We start from the raw sequence: 15,626 nt of genomic DNA on the forward strand, positions 1-15,626 counted from the left end.
AATCCAAAGAGGAAGTTTAAGAATATGAATGCGTTAGCTGCAAAAGACAAACAGAATATTACAATAAAAAAACTGGCAGCGGTTTTAGCCGTGCCGGTTTTGTAGTTGGAATACAATTTTTTAAATATCGTCAAATTCAATATCGGTAAAATTGCTGGTATCTGTCTTTAATGTTTCGTCTGTTGCTTTTGCAGCCACTGGTGTTTCGGTTTTTTCATTTTCATCTGCGGGCTGAGCGGGTTTGTAATCTTTTTGGTGGCGTTCGCTAATTACTTCTTCCCCTTTTTCGTCTATAATATAATCTATCATTTCTGCTAGGGTATCTTTAAATTCACTAAAATCTTCTTTATAAAGATAGATTTTGTGTTTTTTGTAATGATAGGAACCATCGTCGTTGGTAAATTTTTTACTTTCAGTAATGGTTAGGTAAAAATCCCCCGCCTTTGTAGATCTTACGTCAAAAAAATAGGTGCGTCTGCCGGCGCGCATTACTTTTGAAAAAATTTCTTCTTGCTCCATCGTATAGTGCTCACTCATAATTTCTGTTTTTTGCTTAGGTTGTGCCAAAAATCCAAAAAAAATCCAAACTTGCCAAGGTAAATTTACATTTCTTTTTCCAAGAGTTGTTTGGCGTAAAGTTCTTTGTAATATCCTTCAGAATTTACCAGCTCATTATGCGTTCCATTTTGAATTATCTTACCGTTTTCCAATACTATTATTTTATTTGCGTTTTTAACTGACGAGATTCTATGGCTAACAATGAGGGTAGTTTTATTTTTTGAAATTTTATATAAATTTTGAAGAATTTCCTCCTCCGTTTCAGTGTCTACCGCCGAGAGGCAATCGTCAAAAAGCAAAATCTGTGGATCTTTAATTAACGCGCGTGCTATGGAAACGCGTTGTTTTTGCCCTCCGCTCAATGATATGCCCCGTTCGCCCAGAACGGTGTCGTACCCTTTAGAAAAACCAATTATGTTTTTGTGCACGGCCGCATTTTTTGCAGCTTCAATTACTTCTTCTTCCGAAGCATTTTCCTTTCCAAAACGAATATTATTGCGAAGCGTATCGCTAAACAGAAAGGCGTCCTGTGGCACATAGCCAATACTATCGCGCAAGTTATCGAGGTTGAGGTTTTTTATGGCTTTGCTATCAATTTTTAACATGTTTTCTTCTACGTCATAAAGCCTTCCTATTAATTCTAGAATGGTAGATTTACCCGAACCCGTATTGCCAATAATAGCCAAGGTTTCGCCTGGTTTCACAGTAAATGAAACATCTTTTAGCGCCGTTATTCCCGTATCTGGATAGGTAAAGGAGAGCTTGTTAAATTCAATTAAACCGTTTATAGGAGTGCTTTCTGAAACTAAATTTTGAATGGCAGGTTCGGTTTTTAAAAATTCGTTTATACGTTTTTGCGAAGCTTCGGCCTGTTGCACCATAGAGGTTACCCAACCCACGACTGCAACGGGCCAGGTGAGCATATTTACATAGATTAAAAACTCAACAATAGTTCCAAATTCGGCAATTTGGCCATTAATATATCGTGTGCCGCCAATATAAATAACCAGAATATTACTAACGCCAATTAGCAACATCATTAGCGGAAAAAACAGAGCTTGAACTTTTGCCAGATCTATATTTTTTACTTTGCTGCCTTCTGCGAGCTCTTCAAAATTAGTATTGGTACGAGATTCTATTCCATAGGCTTTTATTACGGCTATTCCGCTAAAACTTTCTTGTGTAAAGGTGGTGAGTTTTGAAAGGTATTGCTGTACAATTGTGGTACGCCTGTTTATTAAAACGCTCAATCTGTAAATAGCAATAGACAAAATGGGCAATGGCGCAATAGCGTACCAAGTTAAAACTGGGGCTTTGTAAAACATATAGCTAATTACCACCACAAATAAAGTAATTGTGGTTATGCTGTACATTAATGCAGGGCCTACATACATACGTACTTTTGAAACATCTTCGCTAATGCGGTTCATTAAATCGCCTGTACGGTTTTGTTTGTAAAAGCCAAGATGTAGTTTTTCGTAATGCCGAAACACTTCGTTTTTAAGATCGTACTCTACATATCTGGAAACCACAATAAAGGTTTGGCGCATCATAAAAGTGAAGAACGCCGAGAGTAATGCGGCACCTAAAAGCAATAGGATATTAATAAGAAGCTGTTGTTCTACAACGCTTATACTTGATATTTCACCATTTAAGTACTGTTTTACCGAGGTTACCGAATCGCCTACTTTCATTGGTACTACCAATTTAAAAACAGTGGCGATTACAGTTATAAAAACGCCCAAGAGTAGGCGTCCTTTATATTTTAAAAAATATTTATTTAGATATTTTAATTCTTTCATTTACTCTATTTGAGTTATTGCACACACTATTGTTACCCTGCAAAATATGCTGCCCACACTACGCCTCATTTTATAGATTTGTGTATTATTTAAATATTCTTAAATTATAGGTCGATGCTTTGTGAAATTAACAACAAAGGGTTACTTTTGCACCGCCGTTTTAAAGGATATATAATATAATAAATAAGCTATGGTAACCGAGGTAATAAATACGAATGAACTTCATAAAATGGACCCCGTTTTTGGGCAAATGTCCTTTGACAATCACGAGCAAATCGTTTTTTGCAATGACAAAGATACTGGTTTAAAAGCAATAATTGGTATTCACAATACCGTTTTAGGACCAGCGCTTGGCGGTACTAGAATGTGGAATTACACCAGTGAATGGGAAGCCCTGAACGACGTGCTTCGCCTATCGCGTGGTATGACGTATAAAAGCGCAATTACAGGTTTAAACCTCGGCGGCGGAAAAGCTGTTTTAATTGGAGATGCAAAAACACAGAAAACACCCGAACTAATGTTAAAGTTTGGTGAGTTTGTACATTCCTTGGGCGGTAAATACATAACTGCAGAAGATGTGGGTATGGCAACCTCAGATATGGATTTGGTGCGTACGGTAACTCCGTATGTAACAGGTATTTCTGAAGCAAACGGCGGAGCCGGAAATCCATCCCCAATTACTGCGTACGGGGTGTTTATGGGAATGAAAGCTGCGGCAAAATATAAATTTGGAAGCGATGTTCTTGAAGATAAAATAGTGTATGTTCAAGGAATTGGCAATGTAGGCGAAGCTTTGGTTGAAAATTTAAGCAACGAAGGCGCCAAAGTTTATATTACCGATATAAATCAAGAGCGTTTGGAAGAAGTTCGCGATAAGTACGGTGTTCAGATTTACGGTGGCGATAACATCTACAAAGAAAAAATGGACATCTATGCGCCTTGCGCACTGGGAGCTACCATAAACGATATTACCATTAACCAATTAAATACTAAAATAATTGCGGGCGCTGCCAATAACCAGTTAGCTGAAGAACAAAAGCACGGAACCATGCTTCGTGAAAAAGGTATTGTGTACGCACCAGATTTTCTTATAAACGCTGGAGGAATTATTAATGTATATGCTGAACTTGAAAATTACGACCGAAAGGAAATAATGCGTAAAACTGAAAATATATACAATACTACAATCGAAATTTTAAAGAAAGCCGATACCGATAATATTACTACCTATCAAGCAGCATTTAACGTGGCTCAAGCCCGAATTGATGCAAGAAAAAATGAAAAATAACATTCTTTTTTCTTAAAACACTATCTTTGCAACGCACAGGATGTATCTTGTGCGTTGTTTCTTTAAACCCGTTCTTTCAAAAAATATATGCTTACAAGAAGACATATCCGCGTAAAAGTTTTGCAATCCGTTTATGCTTATAATCAGCGTCCCGATCCGAATATTGATATTCAGGAAAAATTTCTACTACACAGTATAGACCAAATGCAGGATCTGTATTTATTGTTGATTCAATTGCTATTGGCCATGCAGGATCAAGCCGAGAGTTTTTTAAGCCGCTCCCAAAAAAAGCACCTTGCCACGGCAATAGAAAAAAATCCGAGTCGCACCTTTGTCGATAATAAGTTACTGAAAATAATTGCCGACAACACTACTTTTTCTGATGTAATTGAAAAGAAAAAACTCAATTATTGGCAGTTAGATAACGAATACGCAGTTTTGCTTTTTAACGAACTGCGTCAATTAGATTGGTACGAAACCTATCTGACTTTAAATGAAACTACATTTAAAGAAGACAAAGATTTTGTACTTCGTGTTTACAAAGAAGTGATTGCGCCCAATGAAAAAATCTACGAATATCTGGAAGACAAACGCCTAACGTGGATAGATGATTTTCCAATAGTGAACACGGCAATTGTTAAAATGCTCAGCAAACTTTCAGAAAACAACGCTTCAGCACTGTTGGTGCCTAATTTGTATAAAAATTCTGAAGACCGCGAATATGCACTTCAACTTTTTAGAAAAGTAATTTTAAACGACACTAAGTTAAACGTACAGATTGAAGGTAAAACTCCAAACTGGGATCAAGAGCGAATTGCCGATTTAGATTTAATAATTCTAAAAATGGGTATAGCCGAATTTCTATACTTTCCTTCAATTCCAGTACGAGCTACCATCAATGAGTATTTAGAGGTTTCCAAAGAATATTCAACCCCCAAAAGCAGTATTTTCGTCAACGGTATTTTAGATAAAATTGTAAAGGAATTTGAGGAAAATGGAAAACTTAATAAAATTGGGCGGGGGCTTCAATAAGAGTAAAAAAATCCTTATTTTTGGCGTGCTAAAAACATAAAAAATCTAAATTATCATGAAAAAATCAGTTTTATTAGTAGCAATACTATCTGTTTTTGCCTTTTCATCTTGTAAAGACAACGCTGCAGACAAAGTAAATGAAGAAAACATTGCTACTGCAGAAGCTCGCGACGCAGAATCGGGCAAATTTCCTGTAATTACTTTTGAAGAAAGTCAGTTCGATTTTGGAACTATCGATCAAGGAACTAATGTGGAGCACGTTTTTAAATTTAAAAACACGGGCGAAGCACCTTTAATGATCGTAAACGCAAAAAGTAGCTGCGGTTGTACTGTGCCAGAATATACCAAGGAGCCAGTTGCACCAGGAGAAGAAGGTCAATTGTTGGTGAAATTTAACGGTAGCGGCCAAAACCAAGTTAGTAAAACAGTTACCCTAACTACAAACACAAAAGCAGGAACCGAAACTTTAACCATTAAAGCGTTTGTAAATCCTAAAGCAGGTGCGGCGGCTGCACAACCAATAAAAACCCCAACATCCTAATTTATAAAGCTTAGGAATAAATAATTGCTATGGCAGAAATACAAAATTTTTTACCTATAATCCTATTGTTTTTGGTAATGTATCTTTTTTTGATACGCCCACAAATGAAAAAGGCCAAACAGGAAAAACAGTTTGTCGCTCAACTTAAAAAAGGCGATAAAGTTATTACCACGGGTGGTTTGCACGGTAAAGTACTTGAACTTTATGACGACGGCACTTGCATTATTGAAAGTGGAGCCGGAAAAATGAAGTTTGAACGTTCTGCCATTTCTATGGAAAGAACGGCAAAACTAAACGCACCAGTGAAGGAAAAGAAATAGGTAAAACTAAAATTCCAAAAGAAAAGCACCAAACTTCAACTTGAAATTTGGTGCTTTTTTTATTATTGGAAATCTTAAAATTTACTCCTCTTCGTTTTTAAATTTTGAAAGATCCTGGGCGGTAATTTGTGCAATATTTACAATTACCTCTACCGCTTTTATCATACTTTCAACCGGCACATATTCAAACCTTCCGTGAAAATTGTGCCCGCCTGCAAATATATTTGGGCACGGAAGCCCCATAAAACTTAATTGCGACCCATCCGTACCGCCGCGTATTGGCTTAATGAGCGGTTTTATATTTGCTTGTTCCATCGCCAGTTTGGCAATTTTTACAATGTGCATTACAGGTTCAATCTTTTCGCGCATATTAAAATATTGATCCTTAATTTCAACAGAAATAACCTCCATTTCAAATTGTTCATTTAGCTCGTCTGCTAATTGCTGAACCATTTGTTTTCTGGCTTCAAAATGCTTTTTATCGTGATCGCGAATAATGTATTGCAATTTGGTTTCATCTACCGTCCCGTTTATATTGTGAAGGTGAAAAAAACCTTCGCGACCCTCGGTGTGTTCTGGGGTTTCAAGTCTAGGTAACGAATTTATATAGTCTGTGGCAATATACATGCTGTTCACCATTTTGCCTTTTGCGTATCCCGGATGAACAATTTTTCCTTTTATGGTAACTACGGCCCCAGCAGCATTAAAATTTTCGTACTCAAGCTCGCCTACTTGGCTACCGTCCATGGTATAAGCCCAATCTGCCCCAAATTTTTTCACGTCAAATTTATGTGCTCCGCGGCCAATTTCTTCGTCGGGAGTAAAGCCAACACGTATTTTTCCATGCTTTATTTCGGGATTGTTTATAAGGTACTCCATAGCCGAAACTATTTCGGTAATACCCGCTTTATCATCTGCTCCCAAAAGGGTGGTGCCGTCTGTTGTGATTAGGGTTTGCCCTTTGTAAAGCAACAAATCTTCAAAATAATCTGGCGAAAGAATAATATTTTGCTCCTTGTTGAGAACAATATCCTTTCCATTATAATTTTCAACTATTTGCGGATTTACATTGGCGCCGGTAAAATCTGGCGAAGTATCAAAATGCGAAACAAAACCAATAACAGGAACCGGATGCGAAACGTTAGAAGGCAAAGTTGCCATAATATAGGCGTTTTCGTCTATAGTAACGTCTTCCATCCCAATGGCCTTTAATTCGTCGGCCAGGGTATTGGCAAGGTTCCATTGTTTTTTGGTGCTAGGTGTGGAGTTGCTGTTTGGATCGCTTTCAGTATCAATTTTTACATACCCGGTAAAGCGGTCAATAATATGTTGTTTTTTAATCATAACTTTATATTTACTCTGCAAAATAACGCATATTCAAAATAACAAATACATTGTTTAGTGTATTTTTGTAGCACATTTTTTCAACTATGTACAAAAGTATTATTCGTCCTATATTTTTTCGATTCGATCCTGAAAATATTCATCATTTTACATTTACCTTAATTCGATTTTTTGATAAAATTGGCTTCGGAAGTCTTTTCCGAAGTATGTATAAGGTAGAAAATCCGAAGTTGGAGCGCGAAGTTTTTGGGTTAAAATTTCCAAATCCCGTAGGTCTCGCAGCGGGTTTTGATAAAGATGCAAAGTTATATAAAGAACTTTCAAATTTTGGTTTTGGCTTTATTGAAATAGGTACCGTTACGCCAAGACCGCAACCCGGAAATGAAAAGCCACGATTGTTTCGCTTAAAGGAAGATTCCGCAATTATAAATCGGATGGGTTTTAACAATGGTGGAGTAGATGAAGCGGTTGAAAGATTGAAGATGAACTGTCACTCGGAGCCCTTCAACTCCACTCAGGACAGGCCCCATCGAAGGGTTTTGATCGGAGGAAACATAGGCAAAAACAAAATCACTCCCAACGAGGAAGCTGTAAACGATTACTTTATTTGCTTTGAAGCACTTTTTGATTATGTAGATTATTTTGTTGTAAACGTAAGTTCGCCCAATACCCCTAATCTTCGCGCGTTGCAGGAAAAGAAACCATTGACAGATTTGCTGCAAACACTTCAAGATAGAAATAATTTAAAAGCAAAACGCAAACCAATTCTTTTAAAAATTGCGCCAGATTTAACCGATGAGCAACTTTTAGACATTATTGAAATTGTTGCCGTAACCAAAATTGATGGGGTTATTGCAACCAATACAACTATTTCGCGCGAAGGGATTTCTTCAGGAAATAAAGGTGAAATGGGAGGTTTAAGTGGGAAACCTTTAAATAAAAGAGCGACGGAAGTAATCCGTTTTCTTTCTGAAAAAAGCAATAAAAGTTTCCCGATAATTGGGGTTGGGGGCATTCATTCTGCTGCTGATGCTTTGGAAAAACTCGAAGCCGGCGCCAGCTTGGTGCAGCTTTATACAGGTTTTATTTATGAAGGACCGGGATTGATAAAGCAAATTAACAAAGCGATATTGAAAAGACATAGGACTTGAAGACTTAAGACGTAGGACAATTTTTATAATAATAAAATGACATTAAATATATATCCCGAATTCAATGAACTGCGAGTCTTAAATCTTACGTCTTTTAGCGCAGCGGTCTTACGTCTTATTTTATGCTCGAAACGCTAATTTCTTTTTCAATCGCCACTTTAGCGCTAGCCATTTCCCCAGGGCCAGATAATATTTATGTGCTTACGCAATCCTTGGTAAATGGAACCAAAAGCGGTATTGCTACAACTGCTGGTTTAATAAGTGGTTGCATTGTACACACTACACTTTTGGCTTTTGGTATTTCTGCAATTATAACTGCTTCCGACAACATGTTTTACGCTATAAAAGTTTTGGGAGCTTGCTACTTGGTTTACTTGGCTTATAAAGTTTACAAAAGCGATGTAAATATTTCATTGGCAGAAAATGCTCCTAAAAAAACATACGTCCAACTTTTTAAAACAGGGGTGATTATGAATTTGGTTAACCCAAAAGTGATGATATTCTTTTTGGCCTTTTTCCCTGGTTTTCTGTGGAATGAAACCGAAAATACGGTCATTCAATTTTATATTTTGGGAATTACTTTTATGGTAGTTTCCTTTTTAACTTTTAGCACAATTGCCCTTGCTGCCGGTAGAATTTCAAGCTTGCTTAGGGACTCAAAAAATATGGGGGTAGTTTTAAAGTGGCTGCAAATACTGGTATTTGTAGGTATTGCTGTTTTTATATTAATTCCATAAACCTATTAATTTTTTAAAATTGAAAGATTCCTGCCTGCGTAGGAATTGCTATCTTTGAACCAATGCAGCACGTAAAAATTATAGAATGTCCGCGCGATGCCATGCAAGGCATTAGAGATTGGATTCCCACCGATCAAAAAGTGAAATATATACAGTCGCTTTTGCGCTGTGGCTTTGATACAATAGACTTCGGAAGTTTTGTTTCCCCGAAGGCAATTCCGCAAATGCAAGACACTGCCGAAGTACTTTCAAAACTAGATCTATCAACGACCAAAAGTAAACTGCTTGCAATTATAGCCAATCTTCGCGGTGCCGAAGATGCGGTAAAACACCCTGAAATTGATTATTTGGGATATCCTTTTTCCATTTCAGAAAATTTTCAAATGCGCAATACGCATAAAACTATTGCGGAGTCTTTAGTAATACTTCAAAATATATTAAATCTCGCCCATAAAAATAACAAGGAAGTGGTTGCCTATTTATCTATGGGCTTCGGAAACCCCTACGGCGATCCTTGGAATGTTGACATAGTAGGCGAGTGGACGGAAAAGCTTTCAGGCATGGGGGTAAAAATACTTTCGTTAAGCGATACCGTGGGTTCATCCACTCCCGAGATTATTTCATATTTATTTAGTAATTTAATACCCAAATATCCCCACATAGAGTTTGGCGCGCATTTGCACACCACGCCAACGGCTTGGTACGAAAAGGTGGATGCTGCCTATAAATCCGGTTGCAGAAGGTTTGATGGTGCTATTCAAGGTTTTGGTGGTTGCCCGATGGCAAAAGATGAGTTAACGGGAAATATGCCCACCGAAAAAATGCTGAGTTATTTTACGGCTGAAAAGATTTCGAGCAATATTAATCCTATGTCTTTTGAAAGTGCACATAACGAAGCAACAAAAATTTTTACTAAATACCATTGATTATGAATAAAACAATATTTTTTGCAATTCTTCTGGGATATTTCGCGGTAGGCTGCTCCTCAGTGAAACCTACGGTTAATGAGCAAAATAAAGGTGGTGAGACAGTTACGCTAAAATTTGTTCAAATTAACGATGTTTATGAAATTGCACCCTTAAGCGGTGGCGAATACGGAGGTTTGGCACGAGTAGCACATATTCGGGATTCAATCAAAGAAAAATTTCCAAATACCTATATGTTTTTAGCAGGCGATTTTTTAAACCCTTCTTTAATAGGAACACTAAAAGTAGATGGCGAACGTGTAAATGGCAAACAGATGGTGGAAGTGCTTAATGCGATGGAGATAGATTTGGTAACATTTGGCAACCACGAATTTGATTTGGACGAAGACGATTTGCAAAAAAGATTAAACGAATCAACTTTTGAATGGACGTCGGCAAACGTGCGCCAAGTTTCTGAAGGTGGAAACAAATTTTTTAAAAGCAAACAAAACAACACTACAGTTCCAGCAACAGATTATTCAATTTTTAAAGCGAATAATGCAGCCGGTAATAGTTTAAAGTTTGGAGTTTTTGGGGTAACATTACCATCAAACCCCAAAGATTATGTTTTTTACGGCGATATTTATAACGAAGCTGAAAGAGCATATAATTTGGCCTTGCAGGAGTCAGACTTTGTTGTAGGGCTCACCCATGTAGCGATTGATGAAGATATTGAAATTGCAAAAAGAGTAGGATCAGTACCGTTAATAATGGGCGGACACGAACATTTTAACATGTTGGAAAAAGTTGGCAATACAATAATTAGCAAAGCAGATGCCAATGCTAAAAGCTTGTATGTACATACATTTACATATAATTTAAAAAATAAATACCTCCAGCTAGATTCTGAATTGGTAATGGTAACCGATAAGATAGCGTCTTCGCCAAAAGTAAAAGCTGTGGTGGACAAATGGACTGAAATTGTAGATGAAAAACTAAAGGAAGTAGTTGAAAATCCAGAAGAAGTTATTTACACCGCCACAATTCCATTAGATGGCACAGACACCCCCAGCCGAAGCAAACAAACCAATTTGGGTGAGTTAATTGCGCGTTCAATGGCGTATTCATATAATAATGAAGTGGCAGGCGCTTTAGTAAATGGTGGCTCTATTAGAATTGACGATAAACTGGAAGGTGATATTACAAGTATAGATATTTTTAGAGTGCTTCCCTTTGGTGGAAGTGTGTTAAAAGTAGCTTTAAAAGGAAAGCTATTAAAGGAAATATTAGATTACGGCGAATTACAGAGTGGCGAAGGAGCATATTTACAGCGCTATAATTTTTCAAGAAATAATAAAGGCGCTTGGCAAATTGGCGATGGCATTGAAACTATTGTCGATTCAAAAACATATACCGTAGCTTTTAGCGACTTTTTGCTGAAAGGATTGGACATACCTTTTTTAACTCCCGAGAATAAAGACATCGTAAAAATTTATTACCCAAAAGATTCTGAAACACCGGCCGATATCCGAAAAGCAATTATATATTATTTAAAGTCGCAAAAAAACTAAGAAATGAAAAGAGTTATAAAAATTGTATTAATAGTAGCGCTCATTGCACTGGTGGCAATTCAATTTATTCGTCCTGAAAAAAATAGTGGCGGATATGAAAATGTTACACTATTTGAAACAGAAACAAAACCTTCGGCAAAAGTAGCTGCTATTTTAAAAGAAAACTGCTACGATTGCCATAGTGATCAAACGGTATATCCGTGGTATGCCGAAATTGCTCCAATGTCATTTTGGCTCGACGATCATATTGAGCACGGAAAAAAACATTTCAATGTTTCGGCTTGGAACGATTATACCCTTAAAAAGAAAGAGCACAAACTAGAAGAACTCGTTGAAATGGTTGAAGAGGGTGAAATGCCCTTGGAATCGTACACTATCTTACACGGCGATATTTCCGAAGCGGAAAAGAAACTATTGCTGCAATGGGCAGGGGTAGCAAGACTTCAATATAAGCAACAATTGGAGGTTTCCTCAAACCAATAATTTTTAAAGTTTATTTAAATTTGTTCTAAATAAACTTGTGAGGTTTATTTTTCACTATTATTTTTGCGGCTGAAAAACCAATCTATTTTAATTCAGTCTAAATAATAACTTAAATGAAAAATTTAATTCTTTCAATATCAGTTTTATCAGTACTTCTTTTCGCATCCTGCTCATCCGATGACGATCAGCCTATTGTACAAAATACAGTTGAGGCTCCCGCTACCTACACTTTTATGCGAGGTGCCGAGTCCACAGTTAGTTTTAACGGACAGACAACCAGAATATTAATGGCAGGAGAAACATCGAGTGCATTTACCGATTTTGATAATAGTACGGAAGCCTCAGTGCTTGCAATGTTCAATCACCAGGCGGGAAACAACGATTTTAGCGACGCAGATCTTAACGCATCCGATAAAAATCTTAGAAGCAAAACTGCAGCTTCCTACGATTATTTCTTTACAAATACTTCTGAAAGTGCTGCTATTAAAGCCACTTTTGACTCGTACATTTCTGCACAATTCAACGAGGTATTTCCAAACAGAATGACAGTAGCTTCACCAGGCGTTGCCGGTCAGATTGCCGATGGCACTAAAACACGTTACGTAAATGGCAAAGGCTTAGAGTATAATCAAGCATTTGCAAAAAGCCTTTTAGGTGCCTTGATGACAGACCAAATGTTGAACAACTATCTAAGTACCGCTGTTCTCGATGAAGGAGATAATCGCGAAAAAAACGACAATAATATTACCGAAGAAGGCAAAACCTACACCACCATGGAGCATAAGTGGGATGAGGCTTATGGATATCTGTATGGAGCATCTGCAAATCCTGAAAATCCAAATTTAACCATCGGTGAAGACGATAAATTCTTAAATGAATATGTTGGTCGAGTAAATGATGATCCAGATTTTAATACCATCGCGGCAGAGATATTTGATGCCTTTAAATTAGGTCGTGCGGCAATTGTAGCCAAAAATTACGAAGTTCGTGACGAGCAGATAGCAATTATTCGCGAGAAAGTTTCCGAAGTAATCGCCGTGCGTGGTATTTATTATTTACAAGCTGGCAAAAACAAAATAGTAGATGGCAATCGTGAAGGTGCTTTTCACGCACTTTCAGAAGCGTACGGTTTTGTTTACAGTCTCCGTTTCACCAGAAGTTCTGATAATAGTACCCCACTTTTTACGAGAACCGAGGTTGACACCTTATTAGATTTGTTAACTGAATCATCCAATAACGGCTTCTGGGACATAACTCCAGAAACCTTGGATGCGGTATCGGAAGCTATGGCGGAGAAGTTCGACTTCACCGTTGCGGAGGCCGGTAGTATGTAATTTAGTAATTTTATAAACAATCGGTCAGTTATTCTGGCCGATTGTGTTTTTAATTAAAATATTTTATGATGAAATTTTTAAAACTAGGAATCCTTTTGGCAATTATAGCTGTGGCAATTTCAGCTTGTTCCAGCGATAATGACGGCCCTGCAGAAACTAACGATAATTTTGATCGGGGCGCTATGCTCGCCAATTGGGCCGATAATATCATCATTCCGGCATATACAAGCTTTAACTCAAAAGTAGCTGAAATGGAAGCTGCCACCGCTGCCTTTAACGCAGCACCCACAGTAGAAAATTTGCAATCGTTACGTGCGGCCTGGAAAGATGCCTATGTGTCGTTTCAACATGTTTCTATGTTTGAAATTGGTATAGCAGAGGATATCCGTTTTAGAAATCGTTTAAACGTGTACCCTACAAAAGTGGCACAGATTGAAGATTTCATCGCCAGCGGTACTTATGATTTCAACTTGCCTTCTACTATAGACAAACAAGGTTTTCCGGCTTTGGATTATATGCTGAACGGTCTAGCCGAAAATGATGCCGAAATTGTAACTTTTTACACTACAAATTCCAATGCTGAAGGGTACAAAAACTACCTTTCAACCCTTTCGCAAACCATAAAAAGTTTAAGCAGCGAGGTGCTTGCTAGCTGGACAGGTGGCTATCGCGATACCTTTGTGGCAAATACAAGTTCATCGGCTTCCGGGGCGGTAGATAAGCTCACGAATGACTATATTTTTTATTTTGAAAAAGCGCTTCGTGCAGGTAAAGTGGGTATTCCCGCAGGAATATTTTCAAACGGAACTTTGCCACAAAACGTAGAGGCTTTTTACAAAAAGGATATTTCAAAAGAACTTTTGCTGGAAGCTATTGATGCCAGTGTAAATTTCTTCAACGGGAAAAGTTTTAACGGAAATTCTACTGGACAGAGTTTTAAAACATATTTAGATTATTTGAATACTATTAAAAATGGTGAAAATCTAAGTGCTTTAATAAACAATCAATTCACAGTTGCAAAAAATAAAGCGAACGAGCTTAATGCCAACTTTGTGCAGCAGATTGAGACCGATAACTCAAAAATGCTCGAGACTTACGACGAATTGCAGCGTTTGGTAGTATTGCTAAAAGTTGATATGATACAGGCTTTGGACGTAAATATAGATTACGTTGATGCCGACGGCGACTAATGTTTACAGCCTTTCAAACATATTTTAGAAAACACACACAGGCCGCACCTCTCGCGGTCTTTCGTGTTCTTTTCGGATTTATGATGGCTTTGTCCATTGTTCGTTTTTGGATGAATGGTTGGATTGAAAAACTTTATATCCAACCCAAATTTTTCTTCAGTTATTATGGTTTTGATTGGATAAAGCCAATTGGCGATTATACATATCTTTTATTTTTAATCTGTGGAGTTGCAGCGCTGTTTGTGGCTTTGGGATATAAATACCGAATTGCAATAATCGTTTTCTTTTTAAGCTTCACCTATATTGAGTTGATGGATAAAACCACTTATCTCAACCATTATTATTTTATTAGCTGCGTTGCGTTTTTAATGATTTTTCTTCCTGCAAATGCATACTTTTCGGTAGATGCTTACAGAAATCCCGAAAAAGCCTTTCAGCTTGTTCCAAAATGGACGGTGGACAGTATTAAGCTTATGTTGGGTACCGTGTATTTTTATGCAGGTTTGGCAAAACTGAACAGCGATTGGCTCTTTAATGCCATGCCTTTGAAAATTTGGCTTCCCTCAAAATACGATCTTCCTTTTCTGGGAGACTTGATGCAGCAGCAATGGGTGCATTACGCTTTCAGTTGGAGTGGTGCCTTGTATGATTTAGCTATTCCCTTTTTATTGCTTTATCGGCCTACGCGTTGGTTTGCTTTTGCCTTGGTCGTAATTTTTCACGTAATGACGCGGGTTTTATTTCCTATCGGAATGTTCCCCTATATAATGATTGTTAGTACGCTTATCTTTTTTGACGCGGGTTTTCATCAAAAAATAATTCGTTTTATTTCAAATTTATTGCGAATTGATTATTCTAAAATGGTAGCATTGTCCCAAACAAAGAAATACCGTTTTAAAAGAAATATTGCCCTGCCAATTCTAGCTGTGTTTTTCGTGATTCAGCTATTGTTTCCGTGGCGCTATTTGGCGTATCCCAACGAACTTTTTTGGACGGAAGAAGGCTATCGTTTTTCGTGGCGGGTTATGTTAATGGAGAAAGCTGGATATGCACAATTCAAAATAAAAAATACTGAAACGGGAGAGCAATTTTTAGTAGATAACACAGATTTTCTGTCGCCATTTCAGGAAAAGCAAATGAGCACCCAACCGGATTTTATATTGCAATACGCACATTTTTTGGGAAATCATTTTAAAGCCCAAGGTCACCAAAATGTAGCGGTGTATGCAGAAAGTTACGTAGCACTTAACGGCAGGTTGAGCCAGCCCTACGTAAACCCAAATACAGATTTGATGAAAAAACGCGAATCCTTCCGAAGAAAAGATTGGATTTTGCCATTTAACGATACCATTAAAGGATTTTAATATAAT

At 37.5% G+C, this 15,626-nt stretch carries 15 protein-coding genes; 12 read left to right on the forward strand and 3 right to left on the reverse strand.

The window, feature by feature from the left end:
- Positions 1–120: 120 nt before the first annotated feature.
- Together VZD24_RS10645 and VZD24_RS10650 are read right to left on the reverse strand one after the other, a co-directional pair.
- Entirely contained in the window at positions 121–537 is a 417-nt protein-coding gene (locus VZD24_RS10645; RefSeq protein WP_279448753.1) for a PUR family DNA/RNA-binding protein, read from the reverse strand.
- A 65-nt stretch (positions 538–602) separates the two neighbouring features.
- Positions 603–2,360, reverse strand: coding sequence for an ABC transporter ATP-binding protein (locus VZD24_RS10650; RefSeq protein WP_342687302.1), 1,758 nt, complete (start codon positions 2,358–2,360; stop codon positions 603–605).
- A gap of 190 nt (positions 2,361–2,550) precedes the next feature.
- Between VZD24_RS10650 and VZD24_RS10655 the strand changes: the two genes are divergently transcribed.
- The 4 genes from VZD24_RS10655 to yajC all read left to right on the forward strand — a co-directional run bounded on the left by VZD24_RS10655 (position 2,551) and on the right by yajC (position 5,541).
- The gene (locus tag VZD24_RS10655) at positions 2,551–3,648 is read left to right on the forward strand and encodes a Glu/Leu/Phe/Val family dehydrogenase (protein ID WP_279448751.1); all 1,098 of its coding nucleotides are present in this window, start codon (positions 2,551–2,553) and stop codon (positions 3,646–3,648) included.
- Between the two features lie 87 nt (positions 3,649–3,735).
- Positions 3,736–4,680, forward strand: coding sequence for a transcription antitermination factor NusB (gene nusB, locus VZD24_RS10660; protein ID WP_279448750.1), 945 nt, complete (start codon positions 3,736–3,738; stop codon positions 4,678–4,680).
- A gap of 55 nt (positions 4,681–4,735) precedes the next feature.
- On the forward strand, positions 4,736–5,221 hold the full coding sequence (locus VZD24_RS10665) for a DUF1573 domain-containing protein (RefSeq protein WP_279448749.1): 486 nt from the start codon (positions 4,736–4,738) through the stop codon (positions 5,219–5,221).
- A gap of 29 nt (positions 5,222–5,250) precedes the next feature.
- Positions 5,251–5,541: a preprotein translocase subunit YajC gene (gene yajC, locus VZD24_RS10670; RefSeq protein ID WP_279448748.1), complete on the forward strand. Its 291-nt coding sequence runs from the start codon at positions 5,251–5,253 to the stop codon at positions 5,539–5,541.
- A gap of 81 nt (positions 5,542–5,622) precedes the next feature.
- On the opposite strand, the gene pepT is transcribed toward yajC, so the two are convergent.
- Entirely contained in the window at positions 5,623–6,885 is a 1,263-nt protein-coding gene (gene pepT / locus VZD24_RS10675) for a peptidase T (RefSeq protein WP_279448747.1), read from the reverse strand.
- A gap of 86 nt (positions 6,886–6,971) precedes the next feature.
- Here pepT and VZD24_RS10680 point away from each other — a divergent pair, with 86 nt between their 5' ends.
- From VZD24_RS10680 to VZD24_RS10715, 8 genes are all read left to right on the forward strand, one after another.
- Positions 6,972–8,036: a quinone-dependent dihydroorotate dehydrogenase gene (locus VZD24_RS10680; protein ID WP_342687303.1), complete on the forward strand. Its 1,065-nt coding sequence runs from the start codon at positions 6,972–6,974 to the stop codon at positions 8,034–8,036.
- Between the two features lie 122 nt (positions 8,037–8,158).
- On the forward strand, positions 8,159–8,773 hold the full coding sequence (locus VZD24_RS10685; RefSeq protein WP_342687304.1) for a LysE family translocator: 615 nt from the start codon (positions 8,159–8,161) through the stop codon (positions 8,771–8,773).
- Between the two features lie 62 nt (positions 8,774–8,835).
- Positions 8,836–9,699: a hydroxymethylglutaryl-CoA lyase gene (locus VZD24_RS10690; protein ID WP_279448744.1), complete on the forward strand. Its 864-nt coding sequence runs from the start codon at positions 8,836–8,838 to the stop codon at positions 9,697–9,699.
- A 2-nt stretch (positions 9,700–9,701) separates the two neighbouring features.
- On the forward strand, positions 9,702–11,249 hold the full coding sequence (locus VZD24_RS10695) for a bifunctional metallophosphatase/5'-nucleotidase (protein WP_342687305.1): 1,548 nt from the start codon (positions 9,702–9,704) through the stop codon (positions 11,247–11,249).
- A 3-nt stretch (positions 11,250–11,252) separates the two neighbouring features.
- Positions 11,253–11,732 carry a heme-binding domain-containing protein gene (locus tag VZD24_RS10700; protein ID WP_279448742.1) on the forward strand — a complete coding sequence of 160 codons (480 nt, stop codon included), beginning with the start codon at positions 11,253–11,255 and terminating at the stop codon, positions 11,730–11,732.
- 113 nt (positions 11,733–11,845) lie between these two features.
- Positions 11,846–13,066: a DUF4856 domain-containing protein gene (locus VZD24_RS10705; protein ID WP_342687306.1), complete on the forward strand. Its 1,221-nt coding sequence runs from the start codon at positions 11,846–11,848 to the stop codon at positions 13,064–13,066.
- Between the two features lie 65 nt (positions 13,067–13,131).
- Positions 13,132–14,256 (forward strand): imelysin family protein, encoded by a 1,125-nt coding sequence (locus VZD24_RS10710; protein ID WP_342687307.1) that lies wholly within the window; start codon positions 13,132–13,134, stop codon positions 14,254–14,256.
- Positions 14,256–15,620 carry an HTTM domain-containing protein gene (locus VZD24_RS10715; protein WP_342687308.1) on the forward strand — a complete coding sequence of 455 codons (1,365 nt, stop codon included), beginning with the start codon at positions 14,256–14,258 and terminating at the stop codon, positions 15,618–15,620. The genes VZD24_RS10710 and VZD24_RS10715 overlap by 1 nt, the downstream gene beginning before the upstream one ends.
- The last annotated feature ends 6 nt before the right edge of the window (positions 15,621–15,626 follow it).

The organism is Aequorivita flava, assembly GCF_038742595.1.
Taxonomy (GTDB): Bacteria; Bacteroidota; Bacteroidia; order Flavobacteriales; family Flavobacteriaceae; genus Aequorivita; species Aequorivita marisscotiae.